The organism is Staphylococcus sp. FSL W8-0271, from assembly GCF_038006605.1.
Classification (GTDB): domain Bacteria; phylum Bacillota; class Bacilli; order Staphylococcales; family Staphylococcaceae; genus Staphylococcus; species Staphylococcus cohnii.
Genome location: NZ_JBBOVM010000001.1, coordinates 967,531 through 992,486 on the forward strand (window position 1 = coordinate 967,531; position 24,956 = coordinate 992,486).

Sequence of the window (24,956 nt, forward strand, 5' to 3'; positions counted from 1 at the left end):
ACGATTTTATAAATTGCTAAATTCAAGGGATAGTATGTGTGAAATACTATAAGAACGATCGATATATCAGACAAGGTATGATACGCAGTCAAAATCTTAAATTTAATATATAAGAACACTAATTTAAATTATGGATAGTGCCATGTTTTGAGAATAGGAATGAAAGTTTCAATTTCTTTAATATTAAGTAGTATATTATAATTTCTTTTTGAAAATAGCCTAAATGCTTTTATCATTTAACTAAATCATTTAATATATATACTGAGTATAAAAAGTTGAGGGATAAAATATGAGAAAACGAGCTAGAATCATTTATAACCCAACATCTGGTAAAGAATTGTTTAAACGAACATTGCCAGATGTGTTAATAAAATTAGAAAAGGCCGGTTTTGAAACGAGTGCCTACGCAACTGAAAAAATTGGTGATGCAACAACTGAAGCTAAACGTTGTTTAACACAAGATTATGATGTTTTAATAGCTGCAGGTGGCGATGGGACGCTCAATGAAGTCATCAATGGTATAGCAGAACATCCAAATAGACCTAAGATTGGAATCATCCCAATGGGAACTGTAAATGATTTTGGGCGTGCATTGCATTTACCCAACGATATTATGAGTGCGATTGATGTGATTATAGAAGGCCATTCAACGCGCGTTGATATTGGAAAAATGAATAGTAGATATTTTATTAATTTAGCTGCAGGGGGACAATTAACACAGGTATCTTATGAAACACCAAGTAGATTGAAATCAATTGTTGGTCCTTTTGCGTATTATATTAAAGGATTTGAAATGTTGCCTCAGATGAAAGCTGTTGATTTACGTATCGAATATGATGATGAGGTATTTCAGGGAGAGGCGCTCTTATTTTTATTAGGTTTGACCAACTCTATGGCAGGATTTGAAAAATTAGTGCCTGATGCCAAATTAGATGATGGTTATTTCACCTTGATTATAGTGGAAAAAGCGAATTTAGCAGAGTTAGGGCATATTATGACCCTTGCTTCAAGAGGTGAGCATATTAAACATCCTAAAGTACATTATAAAAAAGCAAAATCAATCAATATCTCTTCATTTATAGATATGCAATTAAATGTGGACGGTGAATATGGTGGTAAATTACCCGGAAACTTCTTGAATTTAAAACAGCATATTGAAGTTTATACACCAAGTGATATTAAAAATGAGGAGCTAGTTGAGCAATAACAAATAAAATATTAAAATAAATCGTAATCGTGAACTAGTTTAAATAAGTTAAAATGAATCTTCAAAAACGTTAATAGACAAAGAGGTTAGGTAAAGAGACAAATAGCCTAACCTCTTTTATATGGGGTGATAATATGAGCATATTACAAAAAAATGAAATCTTAGAAGGACACGTAATTGATTTAACACATGAAGGACACGGTGTTGTAAAGTTAGATCGGTATCCTGTGTTCATTCCTAATACTTTAATAGATGAAACGATTAAATTTAAAGTGATTAAAGTTAAAAAGAATTTTGCAATAGGTAAATTAATAGAAATTAAAGAACAAAGTAAAGAACGTGTTGAGCCGCCATGTGTATATTATTACAAATGCGGAGGCTGTCAATTACAACATATGACATACCAAGCTCAATTGAATATGAAAAAAGAACAGGTAATTAATTTGTTTCATCGAAAAGCAGATTTTAAAGATACGATTATTAATGAGACAGTTGGTATGGAAAATCCTTGGTATTATCGAAATAAATCACAAATACCTATTGGAAAGCATAAAGACGGAGAGATTATCTCAGGTTTTTATAGACAAAGAAGTCACGATATTATAGATATGGAAAGTTGTTTAATTCAAGACCAATTGCATCAAGAAGTTATGAACCAACTTAAAGTTTGGTTTAACGAATTAAATATTAGCATTTATAATGAGCATAAAAAACAAGGGCTTATGAGACATGTTGTCATTCGTACTGGACACCATACAAGAGAATTAATGGTGATCTTTGTGACCAATGGCAAGAAGTTTAAACAGAGTGATTTACTTGTGCAAAAATTAGTTAAAGCATTTCCTGAAATTACGAGTATAAAGCATAATGTCAATAATACTCATTCAAATGTAATATTAGGAGCGGAATCTAATACGCTATATGGTAAGACAACAATCAATGATAAATTATCAGACGTTACCTTCAAAATAAGTGATCAGTCTTTTTATCAAATTAATTCGATACAAACTGAAAAATTGTATCAACTTGCGATTGAATACGCAAACTTAAAGCAGGATGATGTTGTCTTGGATACTTACTGTGGTATCGGAACGATAGGTTTATATATGGCACCAAAAGCGAAACATGTTTATGGTGTAGAAGTTGTATCAGAAGCCATTGAAGATGCTAAACAAAATGCGACTATAAACCAATTTGAAAATACTACTTTTGTCTGTGGTAAGGCAGAAGAGGTTATATTAAAATGGAAATCACAAGGAATTAAACCTGATGTAGTGATGGTTGATCCGCCTAGAAAAGGCTGTGACGAAACATTTTTAAAAACATTATTAGAATTAAACCCAAGAAAAATTGTCTATATTTCATGTAATCCTTCAACACAACAACGTGATGCGCAATATTTAGCACAACATTACAAACTAACGAAGATTACACCCGTAGATATGTTTCCTCATACAACACATGTTGAAACGGTTGCTCAATTCAATCGTATATAAAACATAGGTTAATAGATAAGCATGATTTAATAAATATTGTGTAAAGTTAATTAATCTGTTGTTTACTCAGTGTTGCAGTTTATTTCATTGTAAGAAGATTTGTTAAAATTCAATTACAAGTCATTAACTTTGTTCAATAGCTCTTTCTAAGTGGTTAAAATCATTGTATACTTTAGGTAACAACAAAGCATTTGGAGGGTTGCTAATGTTTAAAATTGAGTTGTTTTCTAATAAAAAGTTATTAGAAGGATTCTTACTATTCCAATTAACAATAGTAATGATCAGTATATTGTTATCATATAAATTTGCTTATTTATTTGCTTCAGTTATAGAGCAAAATATCTTATTTAATTTATTGTATGGTATTTTAGGCTTTACAATTGTTTATTTCTTACATGAATTGATTCATAACTTAATGTTTCGAATTTTATCAAAAGGTCGAAAACCTATTTATCGTGTTAAATATGGTTTGATAAAGTCACATATGCCACAAGTTTATTTCAAAAAATGGTAATATAGCTTAATTATGTTAGCCCCTTTAATTATTATATCATCCATTTTATTTATCATATTTTTTATTACGCTTTATTCATCTATCATATTTATTACAAGTTTTCATATTGGATATTGTGTTGTAGATTTGTATTTACTTTCAGGTGTGTTAAATGAAAAAGTGGAAGTCATAGAAGATACTGAGGATGGTATTAAATATTATACAAAAAACCCTTCAATTGAATTGCAAACTGAACCAAAATCATAAGCATTAATTAATCTGAGTTAGTATTACTGCTAAATACATAATTATCATTATAGATGATATCGTATTTAAGAAGCGGATAGCTAACTCTTTTTTGTTTGTTTTACTATAATGAGCATATATTATGTAACAAAATCATTTAGATTGTAATATAAATAACAATAATATAATTATATAAGTTTAAAAAGGGAGGTGTGTGCATTGACAGAAAGAAGAATTATTCATATAGATATGGATTATTTCTTTGCTCAAGTAGAAATAAGGGATAATCCAAAGTTAAAAGGGAAACCAGTCATCGTTGGTGGAAAAGCGAGCGGTAGAGGCGTGGTGTCAACAGCTTCGTATGAAGCAAGAAAATATGGTGTTCATTCTGCAATGCCCACTGCACAAGCACATAAATTATGTCCGAATGGTTTTTATGTACCTCCTAGATTTGAAGCTTATAAAGAAGCTTCAAACACAATTATGAATATTTTTAAAAGTTACACTGAAATCGTTGAACCATTGTCATTGGATGAAGCATATTTAGACATTACGCATTTAGTCCGTCCTGATTTACCAGCGTCTATGATTGCACAATATATACGTAGAGATATATACGAAGCTACCCAATTAACGTCCTCTGCAGGTGTTTCTTATAATAAATTTTTGGCAAAATTAGCGAGCGGTATGAATAAGCCTAACGGTTTAACCATTATTGATTATAAAAATGTACATGAAATATTAATGGGCTTAGATATAGGTGATTTTCCAGGAGTGGGCAAAGCTTCTAAAGAAAAAATGCATGAGCATAAAATTTATAATGGCCAAGATTTATATAACCAAAGTGAGCGTGAATTAATTCGTCTTTTTGGAAAACGCGGTTATGGATTGTACAATAAGGCGAGAGGTATAGATAATAATGAAGTGAAAGCCACAAGAATTAGAAAGTCAGTTGGCACAGAACGCACCTTTGCAACAGACGTTAATGATGATGATCAAATTCTTCAAAAAATTTGGGAATTAAGTCATAAAACAGCTGAACGTTTAGCCAGAATTCAAAAATCTGGCAAAACTGTCACTGTTAAAATTAAAACTTTTAAATTTGAAACTTTGTCAAAACAAAGAAGTTTGAGAGATCCCATAAGAAATGAGACGGATATTTATAACATTGCTTATAGTTTATATACTGAACTCAAAGATTCAGAAACACCAATTAGACTTGTGGGTGTTACAGTAGGTAACTTAGAAAAAGCAACATATGAAAACATGACAATTTATGACTATATATAAATGAAATACCATGGAAATAAATTCTGATTTTGAATAAACTAATCTTTATCTTTTAACTGCTTACCAAATATTGATAATATACTATTCAAATCATCATAGTGTTTTAATAATCGAAATGTAATCATTGCGCATGCTTTGGCATCATTTAAAGCATCGTGATGACCGTGAAAATCTAGATTGTAATAATGCATCATATGGTTCAACCCATAACGATGATTATTTACTGTCTTTCTTGATAGTTGTAGTGAACAAAAATAAGTGATTGTTGGTGTGTCTTGGCCAATTTGCTTAATGCTGTCATATAAAACATTCATATCAAATGCAGCATTATGAGCAACTACTGGTAACCCATCAATAAATTGCATCATATATGGATATACTGAGTCAAATGTCGGCGCATCTTTTACATCATTTGGATTAATACCATGTACGGCAATGTTTTGTTTTGAAAAATAGTCATTTGGATTAACCAGTGTATAAAAAGATTCTGTGATTTGATGATTGATAACTTTGACCATTCCCACTGAACATATACTCGTTCTTTTTCCGTTTGCAGTTTCAAAATCTAAAGCAATATAAGCATTGGCTGTCATCAAGCAAGAACCCTTTCTCTTATAGAATATGTTATGACTTTATATAATTCTCTTTTCGAAGTCAAGTGAGTAAAATCACTTAAACTTAATAGATGACCAACAGTCCCTTGCTACTAACAGAAAATGACTTAAAAAAGCATGCCAATCATGTTGGCATGCTTCTGTATATTCATCATTAATTTAAAAATTGTTAGCGTATTAACGCTATGCCTCATCTTCATTAAATGAACGTGCAGCTAATTCTTTCTCATATAAATATAAAGTGTTACTATCATCACCGATACGGTTTAAATAATCAATATGTGTATCAAACATTGATTCTTCTTCGACTTGTTCATCTAGGAACCAATTTAAAAATGAAATTGTGGCATAATCTTTATCTTTATTAGCTAGGTCAGATAAGTTGTAAAATCTACGTGTTACATCTTGTTCTTGAGCTAAGCCATCTTCAAAAGTTTCTAAGATACTTGTGAATTCAGATTTAGGTGCTGGTATTGAATTAAATATTGCTTGTTCACCACGATCATTGATATAATCATAAATTTTCTTACCATGAAATCTTTCTTCTTTTGCCTGCTGAATATAGAAATTAGCAAAGCCTTCGTAGGACTTGCTATCACAATATGCAGCCATTGCCATATAAGCATGTGCAGCAAAATATTCGTGGTTCATTTGTTCATTTAATGCATCTAATAATTCTTTATTCAACATAAGTAATAGCCTCCATGTATCAGTTTTCATTAGTATAGCAAATTTATTCTCATTCGTAAATAATAATTATTCTAATCTGAAGAAAGCGAAAGATATTTGCATTGAGAATTGTTTGGAATACAACTTAATCGTGTTATAATATTTGAGTGAATAGTAGAGGAGGAAGTAGATGAGACAATGGACTGCAACACGTCTAGCGAGACTGGCAAGACAAGTAAGTCGTACTGTTGGGAAAAAGGGAACAGACTTACCAGGACAAGTCGCTAGAAAAGTGGATAAAAATATTTTAAGAGAATTAGCATCTCATGTAGATGAGATTGTATTTATAAGTGGTACAAACGGGAAAACGACTACATCAAATTTAATAGGTCATACTTTGAAAGAGAATCAAATAGAAATCATACATAATAATGAAGGTGCCAATATGGCTGCTGGCATTACATCAGCCTTTATTTTGCAAATTAAAAAAAACACAAAAATTGCAGTTATTGAAATTGATGAAGGTTCAATACCAAGAGTACTTAATGAAGTTACGCCTACGATGATGGTGGTTACTAATTTCTTCCGTGATCAAATGGATCGATTTGGGGAAATCGATATTATGGTAAATAATATTGCCAAAGCAATTGATAATAAAGGGATAAAATTATTGTTAAATGCTGATGATCCATTTGTGAGTAGATTAAAAATAGCGAGTGACACTGTTAATTATTATGGAATGCAAAAGCACGCGCATGATTTTGAACAAAGTTCTATGAATGAAAGTAGATATTGTCCTAATTGTGGTCGCTTATTACATTATGATTATATTCATTATAATCAATTAGGCCATTATTATTGTGAATGTGGCTTTAGACGAGAAAACTCAAAATATGAAGTAACTCAATTTGATTTAACACCTTTTATTAATTTAAATGTTGGGACTACTACATTTAATATGAAAATTGCAGGCGATTTTAATGCATATAATGCAATTGCTGCTTATACCGTGCTCAGAGAACTTGGATTAAATGACGCGTCAATTCGAAAAGGTTTTGAAACTTATACTTCTGATAATGGCAGAATGCAGTATTTTAAAAAAGGTACGAAAGAAGCAATGATCAATCTAGCTAAGAACCCTGCAGGTATGAATGCAAGTCTCTCAGTTGGTGATCGGATAGAAGGGAACAAAGTTTATGTCATCAGTTTAAATGATTATGCTGCAGATGGACGTGACACATCATGGATTTATGATGCTGACTTTGAAAAATTAGCGAATCAACAGATAGAAGCTATAATAGTTACAGGTACACGAGCAGAAGAGCTACAATTGAGATTAAAGCTTGCAGAGATAGATGTACCAGTTATTTTAGAAAATGATATCTATAAAGCGACTGCGAAAACAATGGAATATACTAATAGTTTTACTGTAGCAATACCTAACTATACTTCGCTTGCTCCAATGTTAAAACAATTGAATCACTCTTTTGAGGAGGATAACGTAAAATGAATGAGTTGACGGTCTATCACTTTATGCCTGATAAATTAAATTTGTACAGTGATATAGGGAATATCATTGCACTTAAACAACGTGCAAAACGCCGTAATATCACTTTGAAAGTTGTAGATATTAATCAGACAGATAATGTTACTTTTGATGAATGTGATATCTTCTTTATAGGTGGAGGTAGTGACAGAGAACAAGCATTAGCGACATTAGAATTGAGTAAAATAAAAAATAAGTTAAAAGCTGCTATTGAAGATGGCTTGCCTGGTTTAACTATATGTGGTGGTTACCAGTTTTTAGGACGTAAATACATTACACCAGATGGTACTGAATTAGACGGTTTAAATATTTTAGATTTTTATACAGAATCTAAAAAAAATCGTTTGACAGGGGATATCGTTATTGAAAGTAATACTTTTGGTACAATTGTAGGATTTGAAAATCATGGGGGCCGTACTTATCATAATTACGGAACTTTAGGTGAAGTTACTCATGGCTTTGGTAATAATGATGACGATGCTAAAGAAGGCATTCATTACAAGAATCTACTAGGTACTTATTTACATGGACCGATATTACCTAAAAATCATGAAATTACAGATTATCTATTAGAAAAAGCATGCGAACGTAAAGGCATTGTATTTGAACCGAAAGAATTAGACAATTCAGAGGAAGAAGCAGCTAAGAAGGTAATTGTTGAGCGCGTTTCTCAACAAAAATAGTAAAGATTTAACTCGTATGAATAAAATAAATCACAGCCTAGGACAAAATGTTCTAGGCTGTTTTGTTGATGTAACAATATTTAATTGATTATATTAGGCAAATCGATTATTTAAAATTCTATAAATTAATAGTATTTCATAGACAATATGACTTTTTAATTGATTTTTATCAAACTCATCTAAACCTTTGACAGTGGATTTAAGTAACGACGCTGATTTTGGATGACGTTCAAAATGTCCAGTTCTATGTATGTTATTTATACTCTCAGCAATATTTAGGATGGCAAGTTGCTCATCTTTAGTAAAAGTAACTTGTGTATCTTTTGGTAAAAAAACTAAGTTAGATAAGTGCGTTATAAACAAGCGATTTGTATGTGTTCGTGTAGTTAAAGATTTTAAACGAATCCATTCTGAATTGTGGTGTTTGTGATAACTGAGCTCATCTTTTTGATAAGAAAGTAACGTCTCGACTTTTTGGTTTAAATTTAATAATGTGGTTAATTGTTGATTGGTCGTTCCATTAAAAAATTTACCAATAACAAGTTGGCGCATACGCTTATGAAATAATGCGTACATTTTTTCTTCAGTTTGAGTAATAGCATCCTCCAATTGATCATAATATTTGGGAGGTAAGACAATAAAGTTTACTAGGCCCGCTGTAACTAATCCAATAATTGCCGTTAATAACCTGGAGAAGAAATTAAAGTAGTAAGCATCATGTATGCCCGGAATCATAGCCATTGCAGTTAAAGTTGCTACAGTTGTACCTACTTGTAAATTTAATTTTGTACAAAGAATAATTGTGAATGTTGCACTAAATGCATAGGCAAAAGCAGATTGATCGCCAAAAATAAAAGTAAATATAACGGCAAACAACGCACCGATAATTGTTGCAGGTAGTCTTCTATAACCTTTTATTAACGATGCCTTAGCGGTTGGTTCAATTGTGACAATAGCTGTTAATATAGCAAAAATTGGATTTAAGTTTAAAGCTAAACAAAAAAGAGCAGTTAAAAATGTAGCTAAACCTGTTTTCAAAGTTCGTGCACCAATAATATTTTTATACCAAGAATCATTCATATTAAAACTCCTATAAAAATAAACGTTTAATGATTTAACCAGAATTGTAAAAGTGGTTATGTCATTATTTGGTTAAAATGTTAAACTATATATGATAAAAATTTTCTAATTTATTATATCAAAAAAAGTCTGCTATAATAAGAAAGAATATAATTTACAAAAAGGAACGGGATAAAATGATTGTAAAAACAGAAGAAGAATTAACAGCACTAAAAGATATTGGATATATCTGCGCACTAGTTAGAGACAAAATGCAAGAAGCTACTACACCTGGCATCACTACTAAAGAACTTGATGATATCGCAAAAGATTTATTTAAAGAGCACGGTGCTATCTCAGCACCAATTCATGATGAAAACTTTCCAGGTCAAACTTGTATCAGCGTTAATGAAGAAGTGGCACATGGTATCCCTGGAAAACGAAAAATTCGTGAGGGCGACTTAGTAAATATTGATGTTTCTGCATTGAAAAATGGGTATTATGCTGACACTGGTATTTCATTTGTAGTTGGTGAAGCGGATAATCCATTGAAACAAAAAGTTTGTGATGTTGCTTTAGAAGCATTTGAAGCAGCTATGACAAAAATCAAACCTGGTGCAAAGCTGAGCCAAATTGGTAAAGCAGTTCACGCAACTGCACGTAAAAATGATTTAACTGTAATTAAAAATTTAACAGGTCATGGTGTTGGTCAATCATTACATGAATCTCCAAGCCATGTGATGAATTATTATGATCCAAAAGATAAAACTTTGCTTAAAGAAGGTACTGTGATTGCGGTTGAGCCATTTATTTCTTCAAAAGCTACATTTGTCACAGAAGGTAAGAATGAATGGGCATTTGAAACTCAAGATAAAAGCTTTGTTGCTCAAATTGAACATACGGTGATAGTAACAAAAGAAGGACCAGTTTTAACTACTAAAATAGATTAGAATAAGTTTCGGTCTAAAGTCCTAATATAAGATGGTTCCGGAGCCTATACTAATGGTTCCGGAAATTTTTTATAATAGAATCTAATCAATCATGAGGTGATTCTATGAATTATATTACGACTTATCTAGAAAAAATGACTAAACAAACCTTTTATTCAAGTTTAATTGAATACAGACAATATCTTGATAAAAAATTAAGAAGTATAGAAATGTACATAAATTATCTATTTGAAAGAAAAACTTATGTAGCTAGATTAATAGATCATTTAACATTATCTTTAGAAAATAAGTATATCGACATTTTAGATGAATCTGATATTGAATGTGCACAAGAGATTGAGCACTATGATATAGAAAAAATTAAAAATGATTTGAATGAAATGGAAGCAGACTACGCACGTATTGTAGCCGATTTATCACAACAGGCAAAGGAAAAAGTGAATGTTGAAACAGAATGTGATTTAATCGAACAAATTAGTTTAGTCGCTTGAAGAAAGGTGGCGAAACATGACTCATAAATATATATCAACTGAAATGTTGATTGTGTTTACAGCATTAATGATAATAGCTAATTTCTACTATATTTTCTTTGAAAAAATAGGTTTTATTTTTGTATTATTACTAGGCTGCATATTGGTTTATGTAGGATATTTATATTTTCATAAAATACGAGGGTTATTAGCGTTTTGGATAGGGGTATTACTTATTGCTTTTACTTTACTATCCAATAAATACACAATTATCATATTATTTATATTTTTAATTGTGTTAATTGTGAGATATATATTTTATAGGTTCAAACCTTTGAAAATTATTGCGACAGAAGAGGCAGTAGAATCTCCAGAATTTATTAAGCAAAAGTGGTTTGGTGAACAACGTACACCTATTTATGTTTATAAATGGGAAGATTTACAAATACAGCATGGTATTGGTGACATTCATATAGATATGTCTAAAGCTGCTAATATTAGAGAACATAATACTGTAGTAATCAGACATTTTTTAGGTAAAGTGCAAATTATTGTGCCTTTAAATTACAATATAAAATTACATTTTTCAGCACTTTATGGTAATGCATATGTTAATGAAACATCATATAAAGTTGAAAACAACAATATTAAAGTTGTTGAAGAAACAAAAGAAGATAATTATGCTGTTAATGTCTATTTGTCAACATTTATTGGAGATGTTGAGGTGATTTATAAATGAATCACTACATAAGAGCAATAGGATCAATGTTGATATTAGTTTATAGTACATTTTTCGCTATGTTTTTTATAGATAAAGTTTTTGTGAATATTATATATTTTCAAGGCATGATTTATACGCAAATCTTTGGAATACCAGTTTTACTATTTATCAACTTATTAGTTATATTACTTTGCATCATTGTTGGCTCAGTATTAGCGTATAAAATCAATCAACAAAATCATTGGTTACAAGACCAAATTGAGCGTTCTATAGAAGGACAAACAGTAGGTATCAATGATCAAAATATAGAATTATATAATGAAACAATTGAATTATATCAAACGCTTGTACCGCTCAATCAAGAAGTTCATAGATTGCGTTTAAAAACACAAAATTTAACGAATGAATCATATAATATGAACGATGTGAAAGTTAAAAAAATAATTGAAGACGAAAGACAAAGACTGGCTCGAGAGTTACATGATTCCGTAAGCCAGCAATTGTTTGCAGCAAGTATGATGCTCTCTGCTATTAAAGAAACTGATTTGAAAGCACCTTTAGATCAACAAATTCCAGTATTGGAAAAAATGATCCAAGATTCACAGTTAGAAATGCGTGCCTTGCTATTGCATTTAAGACCAATTGGCTTGAAAGATAAATCACTTGGCCAAGGTATCAAAGATTTAGTGGTTGATTTGCAGAAAAAGGTGCCTATGAAAGTTGTACATGATATTGAAGAATTCGACGTACCCAAAGGTATAGAAGATCATTTATTTAGAATTACACAAGAAGCAATTTCAAATACATTAAGACATTCAAAAGGGACAAAAGTTACAATTGAATTGTTTAATAGAGAAGAATATTTATTATTACGTATACAAGATGATGGTAAAGGCTTTAATGTAGATGATAAGGTAGAACAAAGCTATGGGTTAAAAAATATGCGCGAACGAGCACTTGAAATAGGCGCAACGTTTCATATAGTATCACTGCCAGATTCAGGAACACGAATTGAAGTCAAAGCCCCATTAAATAAGGAGGATTCATATGCCGATTAAAGTATTATTTGTTGATGATCATGAGATGGTCAGAATTGGTATTTCTAGTTATTTATCTACTCAACCAGATATAGAAGTAGTCGGAGAAGGGCAATCGGGTAAAGATGCAATTGAAAAAGCACATGAACTAAAACCTGATTTAATTTTAATGGACTTACTGATGGATGATATGGATGGCGTAGAAGCTACAGAACAAATTAAGAAAGATTTGCCACACATTAAAGTTGTTATGCTAACAAGTTATATTGAAGATAATGAAGTGTACCGCGCGCTAGATTCTGGTGTAGATAGCTATATTTTAAAAACAACAAGTGCCAGTGATATCGCTGAAGCAATACGCAAAACATATCGTGATGAATCTGTATTTGAAGCAGAAGTGTTGGTTAAAATGAGAAATCGTATGAAACAACGCGCTGAATTATATGAGATGTTAACTGAACGTGAAATGGAAATATTATTATTGATTGCAAAAGGGTACTCAAACCAAGAAATTGCCAGTGCTTCACATATTACAATCAAAACAGTTAAAACACATGTGAGTAACGTATTGAGTAAATTAGAAGTACAAGATAGAACTCAAGCTGTAATCTATGCATTTCAACATAATTTAATACAATAAAAAAAGCTAAAACCTAAGCAGAGATACAATACTGTGTGCCTAGGTTTTAGCTTTTTTAAATTTATAATCGGAGAAAGATTCTGTCGTTTAATCTACGCTGTTATTCTTTTCTTCTTCAATTTGATCAATTGTAATTTCTTCTGGTGTTTTACCTGCAACTACTTTTCTTTGATGCATAATTGCATTGATTTCAGCACCAATAATGATGATAAAACCAGTAATATAAAGCCATAACATTAATATAATAATACCGGCGATACTACCATATGTTTTAGAATAGTTAGCAAAGTTTGAAATGTAAATACCAAATAAATAAGAGCCGCCTAAAAATACGATAGTTGCAAAAATAGCTCCTGGTATAACAGAAAGCATTTTAATTTTAACATTTGGTGCTAACGTATAAAGTACTATAAATGCTATGAGTACTACAATAACAGGTAGCGCAAATCTAACTAAGTTGAAAATCCATTTAACTTGATCGCCTAAGCCTAAAGGTCCAAATAGCAATGACCCGATTTGTTCACCAAATGTAGGCAATACAATTGCTAGTGGTAAGACGATAATTAATGCCAGTGTAAATACTACACTTAATAGTTTAGAAACAATAAAATTTCTGCTATCTTCTACGTCATAAGCCACATTAAAAGAATTCATCAAAGCGGTCATACCATTAGAAGCAGACCATAACGCTAAGATTAACCCTACAGATAAAATACCGCCACTTGCATTACCCATAATATCGCCAATAATAGATGATACTTGTGGTGCGTAATCTTGTGGCACATGTTCCTTAATCATGCTTCTAATCGAACTTTGTTTAATACCGAGGTACGGCACAATTGATAACAAGAAAAGTAACATAGGAAATAGAGATAACATAAAATAATAGGATAGTTGTGCTGATAATCCTGATGCATCGTCTTTTCCTATTCTATATACTAAATAAGAGAAAAAATTTGAATCTTTAGTATATTTTGCAGGCTTATTGATACGTGATACAAAAAATTCTTGATTGTCTTTTTTTGGTGATTTCGATTTAAATTCATTTGGTGTTATGTATATACGATCACGTTCAATTTGTTCGTTCTTATCTTTTTTGTTCTTTTGATCTTCCATTTCTTTAGTTTCATTTAGAAAATTAGAAGATGTTTTTTCATTTTTAGACATATCAAATCTCCTTATGTATTGATATTTTACGTATACAGTTTAATATACTGTAAAATGCATTAAAGGTAAATATGTGTTGCTATATTCTTTTAAAATAAAGTAACTTTTGAAAAATAAAATACCAAAATAACAAATCAAAAATAAAGGGGGTTAGGAAAGAAATCAAAACTTATAAAGTAGATTTCCAATTCCCACCCCCGATTGGATGACTATGTTATATTATGCGTAAGTCATCTATGACCCTTCACTTCAAACAATCATTATGAAGCGACCAAACATTTTATTATGTTCACTAGTCACGATATTATTTATTTAATTTTTTAAACGATTATTTTTGCGTTCAACAAATGTGTCTTTTGCATCTTTTAAGGAACGCTCTAACTCTGGATTATTACGTCTGATTTCTTCTATTGCATCTTTCCAATAAGAGACTTCATCTTTTATATTAGAAATTGCTGAAGGTTTTTGTGAACGATTACCTTCTTTAATATCTTTAATTGATTGTTTTAATGATTGGCGTGTAGATTTGTCAGCAAGTGTTGCTGCGCCTCCTATTACAGCACCTAATAATATACCTGGAATTAATTTGTTTTGCATGATGTTGTTACCCCTCTCTTAAATTAGCATCTTTAATAATGAAATCAATTAAATTATCACAAGATGATTGTACCATTTTATACACGCCTTCGAAATTATTTGTATAATAAGGATCTGGTACATCAGTTTCAGTCATATCACTGAATTCTAACAATTTAAATAATTTTCCTTTAATATTTGGATTAATACTTTGAATATCATCAACGTTACTTTGATCCATAGCAATAATATAATCAAAGTCGTCGTTAGATTCAAATAGTTCACTAATCATACCATTAAATGGAATATTGTGTTCAGATAATATTTTTTGTGTCCCTTCATGAGGTGATTGTCCAAGATTCCATTTACCTGTACCTCTTGAAGTGACTTCTATACCATCGATACTTCTATCTTTTAACCTTTGTCGCATTATAGCTTCTGCCATAGGCGAGCGACAAATATTTCCAAGACAAACAAAAGCAACTGTAATCATATATTGACCTCCAAATTATATAATTCTATTTCCCATTTTAATGGTTTATTAATCATTTCTAAAGAGGAATTATGATAAAAGTTTTACAAGGTTAGCAAATTTGATAAAATAAACTAAAAAGAGGTGAGAGTAGTGACTAAAAGTAACGAAGAAATGATTGAAGAAATTCGAGGTCGTTTAAATCTAGTAAATCAAAGTTTAATCAATCCCGAAAAATATAAATCTGCTGATGCACAAGAAGTAAAAGAGGTATATGATTATGTAACGTCCAAAGCCTCATTTACGCCAAGTGAAGCTTCGGCAATTGCAGACGCACTTGGACAAATTCGTAAATAAGGGAGAGTTTAAATATGGGGCAATTACAACATAAAATGAAACAGTACGCTGAATTATTAGCTGGCATTGGCATGAACGTACAAGAAGGACAACCAGTGTTTATCCGTTCAAGCGTAGATGCTTTAGAATTAACGCATTACATAGTTGAAGCAGCATATAAAAGAGGCGCTTCAGATGTGAAAGTAGAGTATAGTGATGATCGTTTGGCACGACTTAAATTTGAAAATGAAACAGTTGACCACTTTGAAAATAATGAAATTAAAGCTTATGAAGTTGCTAAACGTATGGATTATGTTAACCGTGGTGCAGCTAATCTCGCACTAATTACTCAGGATCCAGATCTATTAAATGGTATAGATAGTGATAAATTAGCCACTTTCCAAAGGCAATACGCTACAGCATATAAAGGTTATATGGAAGCAAGTCAAAAAAATCAATTTCCTTGGTGTGTAGCAGCATTTCCGTCTAAAGCTTGGGCAGCACGTGTATATCCAGAATTAACTGTAGAAGAAGCATATGAAAAATTTATTGATGAAGTGCTAGATATAGTACGTGTAGATGGAAACGATCCAGTCGCAAATTGGGAAAAGCATATTGCTAATTTAAGTAAACATGCAGATAAACTGCAACGTAAAAACTATGCGTCATTACATTATATCTCTGAAGGAACTGATTTGGAAATTGGTCTTCCAGAAGGTCATATTTGGGAAGATGCAACAAGTTATACAGAGGATGGTCAAGCATTTGTTGCTAATATCCCAACAGAAGAAGTATTCACAGCACCGCATCGTTTGAAAGTGAACGGTTATGTGACCAATAAATTACCATTAAGCCATAATGGTAATATTATTGATGGTTTTACACTTACGTTTAAAGATGGTGAGGTAGTAGATTTTAAAGCTGAACAAGGTGAAGAAGTGCTACGTGATTTATTAAATACAGACGAAGGTGCCAAACATTTAGGTGAGGTTGCTTTAGTACCAGATGATTCACCAATTTCAAATCGTAACACAATATTTTATAACACATTATTTGATGAAAATGCCTCATGTCATATTGCATTAGGTTCAGCTTATGGTTTTAATATTGAGGGTGGTACAACAATGACTACTGAAGAAAAATTAGCACATGGATTAAATGATTCATTGATTCATGTAGACTTTATGATTGGTAGTTCCGATTTAACGATTTATGGTATCACTACAAGTGGTGAACAAGAACTGATTTTTGAAAATGGTAATTGGGCAAACTAACTATTTGAAAATGAAGAAAAATTTGATTATGAGATACTTATTTCATCTATAGTCATCATTATCGGGGGTGGGACGACGAAATCTTTTTAACAAAATTAGATGTCTGTCCCACTCCTAATTTATATTAGGTTAAGTTTAAAAAAGGGAAGGAAGATATTATGGGAACTACAAAAATGAAATCGATGTCTGAATCTAGAAGTGTTAAAGCAAGACAAGTATTTCCACAAGATACTAATCATCATCATACGATGTTTGGCGGAATGTTGATGGCTAACATTGATGAAATAGCAGCTATTACAGCAATGAAGCACAGTAACACACAAGTTGTTACAGCATCTACAGATTCTGTTGATTTTTTAAAGCCAATCAAAACCGGCGATATAGTGTCATATGAAGCAATGGTGTCATATGCAGGTACATCATCAATGGAAGTATGCGTACAAATTATAATTGAGGATGTCTTGAAAGATGAAAGGCACCTAGCTGCACTAAGCTTTTTGACATTTGTTGCCCTGGATAATGAAGGCAAGCCAACACATGTACCACAAGTCTATCCAGAAACAAAAACTGAAAATTGGTTTCACGAAACAGCATTAGCGAGAGTTAAACGCCGTAAAGAAAGAAGACAAGAAAGTAAAGAAACAATTGAGTTTTTAGCCAGTGTGCAACATATAGAATAAAGTTAAGGAATGTCTATTTCGAATATGGTGATTGAAATCCTTGTTTTGATTATGGATATTCATCATATTTGAAAAATAGACATTCCCTGTTAATTGAATATTTAAGCTCAATAGATATGATTATTGCATAGGATAAAGTCGATGCATATCTATTTCATTTTGTTTGAAATTTGTATCAGGATAATACATATTTTTTACTAGAACATTTGGGCCTAAGCAATTGAATTTAGGACAATGGCAGTTAAGTGATTGTGCTAAAGGGGTCTTTAACCATGCATCAAAAACATCCGTGAGTTTATCATTTTTAATATTTGATAAAGTGCCATTCTCATCACCAAAATCAGTCACTATAATGTTTCCAGAAAACACATTCACATTCAACCTATTTCTACCATCTGGGTCATTTCGCATCGTAATATTTTTGGAATTTCTTAATCTGTGCAACAATGCTTGATCATCTTCGTTGGTTATACATGGATAAATAGGCAATGTGCCAAAAAGCATCCATATATCTGGGTGTCGAATATCTAGTAAATGATGAATTGCTTCTTTTATTTCAGTTAATGATAGTACCTCTAATTGACTAGCAAAGTCAGAAGGATACATCGGATGAATTTCATGTCTTTGACATTTCATATCATTAACAATTTCATTATGTATTTTATTCAAATAGGGCCTTGTACTTTTGTTTAACATTGTTTCAGCAGAAATGAACATACCTTGTTCAGAAAGTGTTCGAGCGTTTGATAACATTTGATCATAAAGTCGTAATTTCGCTTTCAGTGGTGGTTGTTTTTCCATTGCTCCAAATCCAACTTCTGTAAATTCATCTATTGTTCCCCAATTATGTGAAATATGCATTACATCAATATATTCAGCGATATCTAAATATCTGTCGATAGGTAACGTTAAATTTGAATTCATTTGAACATAAATTTCGCGATCATATGCGTACTTCAATAGTGGTTTCACAACATTTTTAATGGATTTTTTTGAAAACATAGGTTCTCCACCAGTGATTGACATCGTTTTTAAATTTGGAATTTCATCCAAACGGCGATAAATTAAGTCCATTGGCAAAGGGGAAGGGTCCGCAGTTTGAAGTGTGTATCCTACAGCGCAATGACTGCAACGCATATTACAGAGATTCGTCGTGGTGAATTCAATATTACTTAAAGTTAATGCATTATGCTCTTGAATATCATTATAGGTTTCCCATGGATCATTAAATATAGATATAGGTTTTTTAATACTAGATAATAAAGATTTTTGATAGGTCATTTAAAACATCCTTTTATTAAAGCTTGGTTTAGGTTTAAATATATGAAATGGTTAAACATATAGAAATTATTCTAATTTAGTTAAATTATTTCAGTTTATAATTATTAAGACTTTGGCAAAATTTGTCAAATCCATGTTAGTATAATAATATCTGAAAAAAAGGAGTTACTAATACAATGGATGACAATCAAACAATAGATCAAATAAAAAAGAGATTAGAAAAATTTATGAATGATATTGATCATGTAAACCCTAATGAAGTTAAAGTAGAAGACATAGACGAATGGATTGGCTTATTAGATCAATTAGAAGAAAAAGTTAAATCAGTTTCGAAATCATCAGATTAAATTTCGGAGTATTAAAAGTTTTTATGTTTAAAAAACTTCGGTTTCGTCTATACAGAGTATATAACATAAATATGGAAAGGTGATAATTCATGGCTAAAAAAGTAGCAATTATTGTAACGAATGAATTTGAAGATGTAGAATTAACAAGTCCTAAAGAAGCAATTGAAGAAGCAGGACACGAAACTGTTGTTATTGGAGATGAAGCCAATAGTGAAGTTGTTGGAAAACATGGTGAAAAAGTTTCTGTGGATGTAAGTATTGCTGATGCAAAACCAGAAGATTATGATGGATTATTAATTCCAGGTGGTTTCTCACCTGATCATCTACGTGGTGATTCTGAAGGCAGATACGGTACATTTGCTAAATACTTTACCAAAAATGATGTTCCAACGTTTGCAATTTGCCATGGACCACAAATTTTAATAGATACAGATGACTTATCAGGTAGAACATTAACTGCAGTATTAAATGTTCGTAAAGATTTAGCGAATGCAGGTGCACAAGTAGTTGATGAATCAGTAGTCGTTGATAATAATATTGTAACTAGTCGTACACCTGATGATTTAGATGACTTTAATAAAGCAATTGTAGATCAATTAAACGCTTAAGGAATTAAACGCTAATTGAATCATTGATATTTTTTTAAGAGGTTGTCTTTATTTTTGATGAATTTACTTTTATGATACAAAAGTGGTTCATTATAAAATATAGGCAACTTCTTTTTGTTTATTATAGAAATTTTTAAATTGAAAGTGAGATTTGGAAATCGATGATATTATCATATATATGTTTAAATAGATTGGGTTAAATCGCTTATTATAATGCCTTGATAGGAGATACATATACACCCTTGGACTGATTTTTATGATTTACTATAGATAAAAATTCCAACAATTGATAAACTCACTTATAATGATATGAGAGCAATATAAAGGAGCTACCGCATGAAAAGAAGCGATCGTTATAAGCAAACAACTAAAAAATCTCAAACCGATACTGTAAACGAACCTCAATATAATACTTATTTTCAGCCAGTAACAAAATCACAAAAACATAAAAAAGGAAAAGGGCTTTTCTTTAAACTACTTGTTCCAATTATAATTGTTTTAGGTATATTTATTGCTATAATGTATGCTTTCAGTACTCGTGCAGATGTTGATGAATTAAAAAAAATAGAAAATAAAGATTCGTTTGTATCTGTGTCAAATATGCCAGATTATACTAAAGGTGCATTTATAGCTATGGAAGATGAGCGTTATTATAAGCATCATGGATTTGATATAAAGGGAACATCACGAGCATTATTTTCAACATTAAGTGATAAAAGTGTACAAGGTGGAAGTACAATCACACAGCAGGTAGTAAAAAATTATTTTTATGATAACGAACAATCAATCACGCGTAAAGTTAAGGAATTATTTGTAGCTCATCGTGTTGAGAAATCATATAGTAAAGATGAAATACTCAGTTTTTATATGAATAACATTTATTACGGTAGTGATAATTACTCAGTAGAATCAGCTGCAAATTATTACTTCGGGGTGACGACAGATAAAAATAATCAGGAGTTACCACAAATTTCAGTTTTACAAAGTGCGATTTTAGCAAGTAAAATTAATGCACCTAGTGTTTATAATATAGATGATATGTCCGATAATTTTATTAATCGAGTGAAAATTGATTTAGAAAAAATGAAACAACAAGAATTTATTACAGATGAACAATACAAAAATGCGTTATTAGAATTAGGTGTATGATTATAGTAATATCATTAATGATTAATAGCTGTATAAAATAAGTCGCCAATGACAAACTCCTTTCCAAGAAGTCATGTGAAAATGATTACTTGGAGGGAGTTTTTAATATCATTTAAAATTTTAAAAGATACAATATATGTTAACTGCAATTGAAGTTAAGAAAATTTTTAAGTATGTAAAACACTATAAAATATACCGATATATGCAGATTATGTATGCTATTTCATGAAAGGATTATACTGCAAACCATGTTATAATTTGTACATAATCATAGTGAAGTTGTAGTTTGCAAATAAAAATCACTATAATTCCATTCATAATCAATATAAGTTATTCTTATAAGTGGAGTGAAGATAATGCCGAAAATCACAAAAATAGAAGTTCAAAAAAATAATAAAGACCGTTTTAATTTATATTTAGATGATGAATTTGAGATGGGTATTGATATTGATACTTTTGTATATTTTAACCTTAAAAAGGGACAAATTGTTGAAGCATCAGATATGGAAAAAATTCAAAATTATGAGCAATATAGACAAGCAATTAATATAGCGATTCAATATTTATCATACAGAAAAAGAACTGAACACGAAGTATCACAACATCTAGCAAAAAAAGATATTTCAGAAAGTGTAATTGCAAATGTATTAGATTATTGCCACAAACAAAACTTAATAGATCATAAAGATTATGCTAATAGTTTAAAAAATACGATGATTTTAACTACAGATAAAGGTCCTGAAATTTTCAAACAAAAATTACGTGAAGCTGGTATAGAACAAAATATCATTGATGAATATGCGCTTTTATATGATGATGAGCAATCTTTAGATAAGATCATAAAATTAGCAAATAAAATATTGAAACAAAAAAAAGGACCACAAATAAAGCGTAAAGAAAAGCTAAAACAATCTTTAATACAAAAAGGTTATACATTTGAAACGATTAATATTGTTATGGAAGAATTAGATTTTTCACAATCAGAAGAAACATTAGATATGTTATTACAAGATGATTTAGAAAAAGCGTATACTAAAACTTCAAAAAAATTTACAGGTAAAAAATTGGTCAATAAAACAATTGAAACACTTATGAGAAAAGGTTATCAATATGATAAAATAAAAGCTAAACTAGAAGAGAGTGGTATTGAAGATGGAACGGAAGAAATTGAGTGAAATGAGCGAAATAGAATTACGTCATGAAATTCAAGGATATAAAGAACAAATGCGCAAAGCAGAAATGAATGGTATTTATAATGAGTATGACGTATATGCAAGTAAAGCAATCATAGCGGAAAGTTATTTAGTAGATAGAAACAAAGTAGAACTTGGAAAAATATATAAATTAAATGATGGTACTGGAAGTTATTTTAAAGTAGAGCGACTTAAAGGAATATTTGCGTGGGGATTCAGAATCAATAGTTCAGAGCCAGAAGAAGGTTTACCCTTAGCACTATTAAAACTGTAGAAGGATGAAGATAGCATGGGTAGTTCAATTATTTTAAAGTTACTTAATGTAACACATTACTATAGAAATAAAAAATCAAAAAAGTGGTATCAACCTTTTGGTTATGATGCAGATAACATAGAGTTAAATAATATAAACCTACATATCTATCAAGGTGAATCACTTGGAATTATCGGTGAACCTGAGTCTTCAAAATCTCTTGTAGGTCGGATATTAAGTGGTGAAATCAAACCTGACAAGGGTAGAATTGTGCGTAAAGCAGATTTGTTTTATGCAGATATAGACGATAAATATTCACAAAATATATCAGTTAAAGATTACATATCAAATGCAGTTACGCTTTTCCCATACAAAGTAAATACACATAAGGTTGAACAAGTTTTAAAGTATGCACATGTCGAAGAACAAAGTGATACATCCATATGTGAATTATCAGATGAAGCTTATGCGCGTATACTTTTTTCTCTTGCCAGAACATCTAAAGCCAGTATTATCATTTTTAATAAAATACTGCAAAATTTAACAGACGAATATTTTGAAAAAGCAATTGAACTATCAGATGAATACATAAATAATAATTTAACCGTTGTTATGATAGATGACAATGTCGAAAGAGTTAGTAAAGCAAGTAATTATATAGCATGGATTTCGCATGGTCAACTTAGAATGGAAGGTTCTATTAACCAAGTCATTCCTGTCTTTAATGAACATGAGAAAGATAGAGCATCTTTAAAAAGTAAAGAAGAAAAGCAAAACTTTGATTTGGATTGGAAAAAGAGCAGAGCACGTACGCCAGAATTAACATATAATTTCAAACGTATCGAAAGGTATAATCACGTCAAACCACCGATTGTATTAGTCAGGTTCTGGACATTTATTACTATTTGTATCTTAGGGGTGCTTTTAACAGCGTTACTAATGTTTAATGATATTGGAAAAATTGAAATTGGACAAAACGAGGACCAGGCTTCTATTCAGAATCAACCAAAAAATCCCTATGAAGATAAGCTATCATACGGAATTGTATTAGATGATTCAGTCAAATTAGATAATTTTAAGAATGATAAAGTTTTAAGTCCAAGCAAATATGCTTTGCTTACAATAACAGGTGAAAATACTAAGAGTTATCGCGTTAGTGTCGATAATCAGTCTTATAAAGTTGGTAAAAAAGATATACGTTATTTTGATCCAGCTGGTTTATTCGAAGAACATAGTGGTGATGCACTCGCGCCATTTATGAGTAAAAATTATAGTAATTATTACGAATTTTTTAATAGTCACTTACATAAAAAACATGGTACTGTGACTGATTCGCTAGTTCCAGAAGAAGGAAAAAATGATCGTTTTATTGTTCCTATCGTTCAACAACCGATTGCTATGATATTTAATGATCAAAATAAACTCTCTGGATTTACAATTCCGATGAAAGATAAAACGAAGTTAAAAGATAAATTTAATATTGATAATAACTTTTGGATTACTAAATCAGGTAATGGTTATTTCATGGCAGATTTTAAAAATGATAAATGGATATATATTGAATTGTAGGTGATATAAATGATAGATAATCTAATTATTTTTTATAAGAATGCACCATTTTTAAGTAAACATTTGTATCATCGGTTAAAGGGACAATGGAAATGGTTTGTTATACCATTTATTAGTAGCATCCTATTATTATGTTTGTTAATGTTTATATTTAATGTGAATGGTACAGAAGAAATAAAACAAGCACGAGGCTATTTTAGGTTAGCAGCATTAATAAGTTTTTCATTTATTTGGATAGCTATTTATCAAAGTTACCAATTGTTTAAAAAAGAGTATTTTACTGCAAAAGTTTTTAATTTAAATCCCATTTTTCAAACTATTATGATAGCTATTATTACTAGTTTATTGATGTTTATTGCATTAATGATGATTATCATAATGACACCAGTTAACATAGAAAGTTCTATTCCATCAACAATATATTTTGTCGTTATGTCAATTATATTTGTTGTAACAATTTCTACGGTATTTGGTTTACTGACTATTACCAAAAATAATGTAAATATCATATTTTATATATTATCAGTAATCATGTTCTTTATCGTACCGATTGTATTTATCCCGTCCAGTAATTCAACTGTATTTTCACATATTTTAATGTTAAATCCGTTGTTTTATCTTATAGAGGGAATTTCACAGTCCGTTGTTTTAGGTGCATTAAGTTTAAATAATATACCGTACCATTTTTATTTTATATTTGTAATGGCTACATTATGTGCAGTTATATTTGCGATGTATAGAATGACTGCGTATCAAAAATTTAGATTTGGAAATGACACAGTAGAAAAATCGACTGATACTAAATTAAAAAACAAGATAAACCATAATGAAAACGTAACTGCTCAAGATACAAACACAAATCATAAATAATGATTTTATATTTTAATTATGTATCTTCAATATCATATTAAAGGCTGAGACACATGATTG

29 protein-coding genes are annotated in these 24,956 nt (G+C 30.6%); 22 read left to right on the forward strand and 7 right to left on the reverse strand.

The genetic code is table 11. The features are described from left to right. Positions 1 to 289: 289 nt before the first annotated feature. From NST87_RS04695 to dinB, 5 genes are all read left to right on the forward strand, one after another. Positions 290 to 1,207 (forward strand): diacylglycerol kinase, encoded by a 918-nt coding sequence (locus NST87_RS04695; RefSeq protein ID WP_040029807.1) that lies wholly within the window; start codon positions 290 to 292, stop codon positions 1,205 to 1,207. A gap of 134 nt (positions 1,208 to 1,341) precedes the next feature. Then, entirely contained in the window at positions 1,342 to 2,703 is a 1,362-nt protein-coding gene (gene rlmD / locus NST87_RS04700) for a 23S rRNA (uracil(1939)-C(5))-methyltransferase RlmD (RefSeq protein ID WP_019469603.1), read from the forward strand. 205 nt (positions 2,704 to 2,908) lie between these two features. Next, positions 2,909 to 3,217, forward strand: a complete 309-nt coding sequence (locus NST87_RS04705; protein WP_019469604.1) for a hypothetical protein — start codon at positions 2,909 to 2,911, stop codon at positions 3,215 to 3,217. A gap of 12 nt (positions 3,218 to 3,229) precedes the next feature. Then, the gene (locus NST87_RS04710; protein ID WP_019469605.1) at positions 3,230 to 3,463 is read left to right on the forward strand and encodes a metalloprotease family protein; all 234 of its coding nucleotides are present in this window, start codon (positions 3,230 to 3,232) and stop codon (positions 3,461 to 3,463) included. 198 nt (positions 3,464 to 3,661) lie between these two features. Then, the gene (dinB, locus tag NST87_RS04715) at positions 3,662 to 4,732 is read left to right on the forward strand and encodes a DNA polymerase IV (RefSeq protein WP_040029808.1); all 1,071 of its coding nucleotides are present in this window, start codon (positions 3,662 to 3,664) and stop codon (positions 4,730 to 4,732) included. 38 nt (positions 4,733 to 4,770) lie between these two features. Here the strand turns inward: dinB and NST87_RS04720 are convergent, their stop codons facing one another. Beyond that, positions 4,771 to 5,325, reverse strand: coding sequence for a 3'-5' exonuclease (locus tag NST87_RS04720; protein WP_019469607.1), 555 nt, complete (start codon positions 5,323 to 5,325; stop codon positions 4,771 to 4,773). 204 nt (positions 5,326 to 5,529) lie between these two features. After that, positions 5,530 to 6,036 carry a ferritin gene (locus NST87_RS04725; RefSeq protein ID WP_019469608.1) on the reverse strand — a complete coding sequence of 169 codons (507 nt, stop codon included), beginning with the start codon at positions 6,034 to 6,036 and terminating at the stop codon, positions 5,530 to 5,532. A 169-nt stretch (positions 6,037 to 6,205) separates the two neighbouring features. On the opposite strand from NST87_RS04725, the gene NST87_RS04730 reads away from it, so the two are divergent. After that, positions 6,206 to 7,525, forward strand: coding sequence for a Mur ligase family protein (locus NST87_RS04730; RefSeq protein WP_019469609.1), 1,320 nt, complete (start codon positions 6,206 to 6,208; stop codon positions 7,523 to 7,525). Beyond that, a complete protein-coding gene (locus NST87_RS04735; RefSeq protein ID WP_019469610.1) occupies positions 7,522 to 8,244 on the forward strand; it encodes a type 1 glutamine amidotransferase in 723 nt (240 codons plus the stop codon). The genes NST87_RS04730 and NST87_RS04735 overlap by 4 nt, the downstream gene beginning before the upstream one ends. Positions 8,245 to 8,337: 93 nt before the next feature. Here NST87_RS04735 and NST87_RS04740 read toward each other — a convergent pair whose 3' ends face one another. Continuing rightward, on the reverse strand, positions 8,338 to 9,324 hold the full coding sequence (locus tag NST87_RS04740) for an FUSC family protein (RefSeq protein ID WP_019469611.1): 987 nt from the start codon (positions 9,322 to 9,324) through the stop codon (positions 8,338 to 8,340). Positions 9,325 to 9,500: 176 nt separating this feature from the next. On the opposite strand from NST87_RS04740, the gene map reads away from it, so the two are divergent. The 5 genes from map to vraR all read left to right on the forward strand — a co-directional run bounded on the left by map (position 9,501) and on the right by vraR (position 13,121). Continuing rightward, the gene (map, locus tag NST87_RS04745; protein ID WP_019469612.1) at positions 9,501 to 10,253 is read left to right on the forward strand and encodes a type I methionyl aminopeptidase; all 753 of its coding nucleotides are present in this window, start codon (positions 9,501 to 9,503) and stop codon (positions 10,251 to 10,253) included. A gap of 104 nt (positions 10,254 to 10,357) precedes the next feature. Then, entirely contained in the window at positions 10,358 to 10,744 is a 387-nt protein-coding gene (locus tag NST87_RS04750) for a hypothetical protein (RefSeq protein ID WP_019469613.1), read from the forward strand. Between the two features lie 16 nt (positions 10,745 to 10,760). Next, complete coding sequence (gene vraT / locus NST87_RS04755) at positions 10,761 to 11,462, forward strand: cell wall-active antibiotics response protein VraT (RefSeq protein WP_019469614.1); 702 nt, start codon at positions 10,761 to 10,763, stop codon at positions 11,460 to 11,462. Next, positions 11,459 to 12,502 (forward strand): sensor histidine kinase VraS, encoded by a 1,044-nt coding sequence (vraS, locus tag NST87_RS04760; RefSeq protein WP_019469615.1) that lies wholly within the window; start codon positions 11,459 to 11,461, stop codon positions 12,500 to 12,502. Before vraT ends, vraS begins: the two co-directional genes overlap by 4 nt. Continuing rightward, positions 12,492 to 13,121, forward strand: a complete 630-nt coding sequence (gene vraR / locus NST87_RS04765) for a response regulator transcription factor VraR (protein WP_019469616.1) — start codon at positions 12,492 to 12,494, stop codon at positions 13,119 to 13,121. The genes vraS and vraR overlap by 11 nt, the downstream gene beginning before the upstream one ends. Before the next feature lie 87 nt (positions 13,122 to 13,208). Here vraR and NST87_RS04770 read toward each other — a convergent pair whose 3' ends face one another. The 3 genes from NST87_RS04770 to NST87_RS04780 all read right to left on the reverse strand — a co-directional run bounded on the left by NST87_RS04770 (position 13,209) and on the right by NST87_RS04780 (position 15,357). Continuing rightward, positions 13,209 to 14,288 carry a YihY/virulence factor BrkB family protein gene (locus tag NST87_RS04770; RefSeq protein ID WP_019469617.1) on the reverse strand — a complete coding sequence of 360 codons (1,080 nt, stop codon included), beginning with the start codon at positions 14,286 to 14,288 and terminating at the stop codon, positions 13,209 to 13,211. A 312-nt stretch (positions 14,289 to 14,600) separates the two neighbouring features. Next, positions 14,601 to 14,885 (reverse strand): YtxH domain-containing protein, encoded by a 285-nt coding sequence (locus NST87_RS04775; RefSeq protein ID WP_019469618.1) that lies wholly within the window; start codon positions 14,883 to 14,885, stop codon positions 14,601 to 14,603. A 7-nt stretch (positions 14,886 to 14,892) separates the two neighbouring features. Next, on the reverse strand, positions 14,893 to 15,357 hold the full coding sequence (locus tag NST87_RS04780; RefSeq protein WP_019469619.1) for a low molecular weight protein-tyrosine-phosphatase: 465 nt from the start codon (positions 15,355 to 15,357) through the stop codon (positions 14,893 to 14,895). A gap of 132 nt (positions 15,358 to 15,489) precedes the next feature. Between NST87_RS04780 and NST87_RS04785 the strand changes: the two genes are divergently transcribed. The 3 genes from NST87_RS04785 (at position 15,490) to NST87_RS04795 (ending at position 17,626) form a co-directional block, all read left to right on the forward strand. Next, entirely contained in the window at positions 15,490 to 15,693 is a 204-nt protein-coding gene (locus NST87_RS04785) for a DUF1128 family protein (RefSeq protein ID WP_019469620.1), read from the forward strand. Positions 15,694 to 15,707: 14 nt separating this feature from the next. Next, positions 15,708 to 16,946, forward strand: coding sequence for an aminopeptidase (locus NST87_RS04790; RefSeq protein ID WP_019469621.1), 1,239 nt, complete (start codon positions 15,708 to 15,710; stop codon positions 16,944 to 16,946). 158 nt (positions 16,947 to 17,104) lie between these two features. Next, entirely contained in the window at positions 17,105 to 17,626 is a 522-nt protein-coding gene (locus tag NST87_RS04795) for an acyl-CoA thioesterase (RefSeq protein WP_019469622.1), read from the forward strand. Positions 17,627 to 17,746: 120 nt separating this feature from the next. Here NST87_RS04795 and yfkAB read toward each other — a convergent pair whose 3' ends face one another. Then, positions 17,747 to 18,907 (reverse strand): radical SAM/CxCxxxxC motif protein YfkAB, encoded by a 1,161-nt coding sequence (gene yfkAB / locus NST87_RS04800; RefSeq protein WP_019469623.1) that lies wholly within the window; start codon positions 18,905 to 18,907, stop codon positions 17,747 to 17,749. Positions 18,908 to 19,083: 176 nt separating this feature from the next. Between yfkAB and NST87_RS04805 the strand changes: the two genes are divergently transcribed. The 7 genes from NST87_RS04805 to NST87_RS04835 all read left to right on the forward strand — a co-directional run bounded on the left by NST87_RS04805 (position 19,084) and on the right by NST87_RS04835 (position 24,896). Then, positions 19,084 to 19,254 (forward strand): SE1561 family protein, encoded by a 171-nt coding sequence (locus NST87_RS04805; RefSeq protein ID WP_019469624.1) that lies wholly within the window; start codon positions 19,084 to 19,086, stop codon positions 19,252 to 19,254. Positions 19,255 to 19,343: 89 nt separating this feature from the next. Further along, on the forward strand, positions 19,344 to 19,862 hold the full coding sequence (locus tag NST87_RS04810) for a type 1 glutamine amidotransferase domain-containing protein (RefSeq protein WP_019469625.1): 519 nt from the start codon (positions 19,344 to 19,346) through the stop codon (positions 19,860 to 19,862). A 336-nt stretch (positions 19,863 to 20,198) separates the two neighbouring features. Then, positions 20,199 to 21,011: a monofunctional peptidoglycan glycosyltransferase SgtB gene (gene sgtB, locus NST87_RS04815; protein ID WP_019469626.1), complete on the forward strand. Its 813-nt coding sequence runs from the start codon at positions 20,199 to 20,201 to the stop codon at positions 21,009 to 21,011. A gap of 356 nt (positions 21,012 to 21,367) precedes the next feature. Then, positions 21,368 to 22,186, forward strand: coding sequence for a recombination regulator RecX (gene recX / locus NST87_RS04820; RefSeq protein WP_019469627.1), 819 nt, complete (start codon positions 21,368 to 21,370; stop codon positions 22,184 to 22,186). Beyond that, positions 22,164 to 22,478 carry a YfhH family protein gene (locus NST87_RS04825; RefSeq protein WP_019469628.1) on the forward strand — a complete coding sequence of 105 codons (315 nt, stop codon included), beginning with the start codon at positions 22,164 to 22,166 and terminating at the stop codon, positions 22,476 to 22,478. Before recX ends, NST87_RS04825 begins: the two co-directional genes overlap by 23 nt. 15 nt (positions 22,479 to 22,493) lie before the next feature. Then, positions 22,494 to 24,026: an ATP-binding cassette domain-containing protein gene (locus NST87_RS04830; RefSeq protein WP_040029811.1), complete on the forward strand. Its 1,533-nt coding sequence runs from the start codon at positions 22,494 to 22,496 to the stop codon at positions 24,024 to 24,026. A 9-nt stretch (positions 24,027 to 24,035) separates the two neighbouring features. Then, complete coding sequence (locus NST87_RS04835) at positions 24,036 to 24,896, forward strand: sugar ABC transporter permease (protein ID WP_340721368.1); 861 nt, start codon at positions 24,036 to 24,038, stop codon at positions 24,894 to 24,896. Positions 24,897 to 24,956 lie beyond the last annotated feature (60 nt).

Excerpts from the sequence above, each read along its gene's own strand:
- NST87_RS04725 (WP_019469608.1), bottom strand. The coding sequence starts at position 6,036 with ATGTTGAATAAAGAATTATTAGATGCATTAAATGAACAAATGAACCAC.
- NST87_RS04805 (WP_019469624.1), top strand. The coding sequence starts at position 19,084 with ATGGATGACAATCAAACAATAGATCAAATAAAAAAGAGATTAGAAAAA.
- map (WP_019469612.1), top strand. The coding sequence starts at position 9,501 with ATGATTGTAAAAACAGAAGAAGAATTAACAGCACTAAAAGATATTGGA.
- NST87_RS04790 (WP_019469621.1), top strand. The coding sequence starts at position 15,708 with ATGGGGCAATTACAACATAAAATGAAACAGTACGCTGAATTATTAGCT.
- NST87_RS04825 (WP_019469628.1), top strand. The coding sequence starts at position 22,164 with ATGGAACGGAAGAAATTGAGTGAAATGAGCGAAATAGAATTACGTCAT.
- NST87_RS04705 (WP_019469604.1), top strand. The coding sequence starts at position 2,909 with ATGTTTAAAATTGAGTTGTTTTCTAATAAAAAGTTATTAGAAGGATTC.
- vraS (WP_019469615.1), top strand. The coding sequence starts at position 11,459 with ATGAATCACTACATAAGAGCAATAGGATCAATGTTGATATTAGTTTAT.
- NST87_RS04810 (WP_019469625.1), top strand. The coding sequence starts at position 19,344 with ATGGCTAAAAAAGTAGCAATTATTGTAACGAATGAATTTGAAGATGTA.
- NST87_RS04835 (WP_340721368.1), top strand. The coding sequence starts at position 24,036 with ATGATAGATAATCTAATTATTTTTTATAAGAATGCACCATTTTTAAGT.
- NST87_RS04795 (WP_019469622.1), top strand. The coding sequence starts at position 17,105 with ATGGGAACTACAAAAATGAAATCGATGTCTGAATCTAGAAGTGTTAAA.
- sgtB (WP_019469626.1), top strand. The coding sequence starts at position 20,199 with ATGAAAAGAAGCGATCGTTATAAGCAAACAACTAAAAAATCTCAAACC.
- NST87_RS04735 (WP_019469610.1), top strand. The coding sequence starts at position 7,522 with ATGAATGAGTTGACGGTCTATCACTTTATGCCTGATAAATTAAATTTG.
- NST87_RS04740 (WP_019469611.1), bottom strand. The coding sequence starts at position 9,324 with ATGAATGATTCTTGGTATAAAAATATTATTGGTGCACGAACTTTGAAA.
- NST87_RS04730 (WP_019469609.1), top strand. The coding sequence starts at position 6,206 with ATGAGACAATGGACTGCAACACGTCTAGCGAGACTGGCAAGACAAGTA.
- NST87_RS04750 (WP_019469613.1), top strand. The coding sequence starts at position 10,358 with ATGAATTATATTACGACTTATCTAGAAAAAATGACTAAACAAACCTTT.
- NST87_RS04720 (WP_019469607.1), bottom strand. The coding sequence starts at position 5,325 with ATGACAGCCAATGCTTATATTGCTTTAGATTTTGAAACTGCAAACGGA.
- NST87_RS04830 (WP_040029811.1), top strand. The coding sequence starts at position 22,494 with ATGGGTAGTTCAATTATTTTAAAGTTACTTAATGTAACACATTACTAT.
- recX (WP_019469627.1), top strand. The coding sequence starts at position 21,368 with ATGCCGAAAATCACAAAAATAGAAGTTCAAAAAAATAATAAAGACCGT.
- vraT (WP_019469614.1), top strand. The coding sequence starts at position 10,761 with ATGACTCATAAATATATATCAACTGAAATGTTGATTGTGTTTACAGCA.
- NST87_RS04695 (WP_040029807.1), top strand. The coding sequence starts at position 290 with ATGAGAAAACGAGCTAGAATCATTTATAACCCAACATCTGGTAAAGAA.
- NST87_RS04775 (WP_019469618.1), bottom strand. The coding sequence starts at position 14,885 with ATGCAAAACAAATTAATTCCAGGTATATTATTAGGTGCTGTAATAGGA.
- NST87_RS04710 (WP_019469605.1), top strand. The coding sequence starts at position 3,230 with ATGTTAGCCCCTTTAATTATTATATCATCCATTTTATTTATCATATTT.
- yfkAB (WP_019469623.1), bottom strand. The coding sequence starts at position 18,907 with ATGACCTATCAAAAATCTTTATTATCTAGTATTAAAAAACCTATATCT.
- NST87_RS04780 (WP_019469619.1), bottom strand. The coding sequence starts at position 15,357 with ATGATTACAGTTGCTTTTGTTTGTCTTGGAAATATTTGTCGCTCGCCT.
- vraR (WP_019469616.1), top strand. The coding sequence starts at position 12,492 with ATGCCGATTAAAGTATTATTTGTTGATGATCATGAGATGGTCAGAATT.
- NST87_RS04770 (WP_019469617.1), bottom strand. The coding sequence starts at position 14,288 with ATGTCTAAAAATGAAAAAACATCTTCTAATTTTCTAAATGAAACTAAA.
- rlmD (WP_019469603.1), top strand. The coding sequence starts at position 1,342 with ATGAGCATATTACAAAAAAATGAAATCTTAGAAGGACACGTAATTGAT.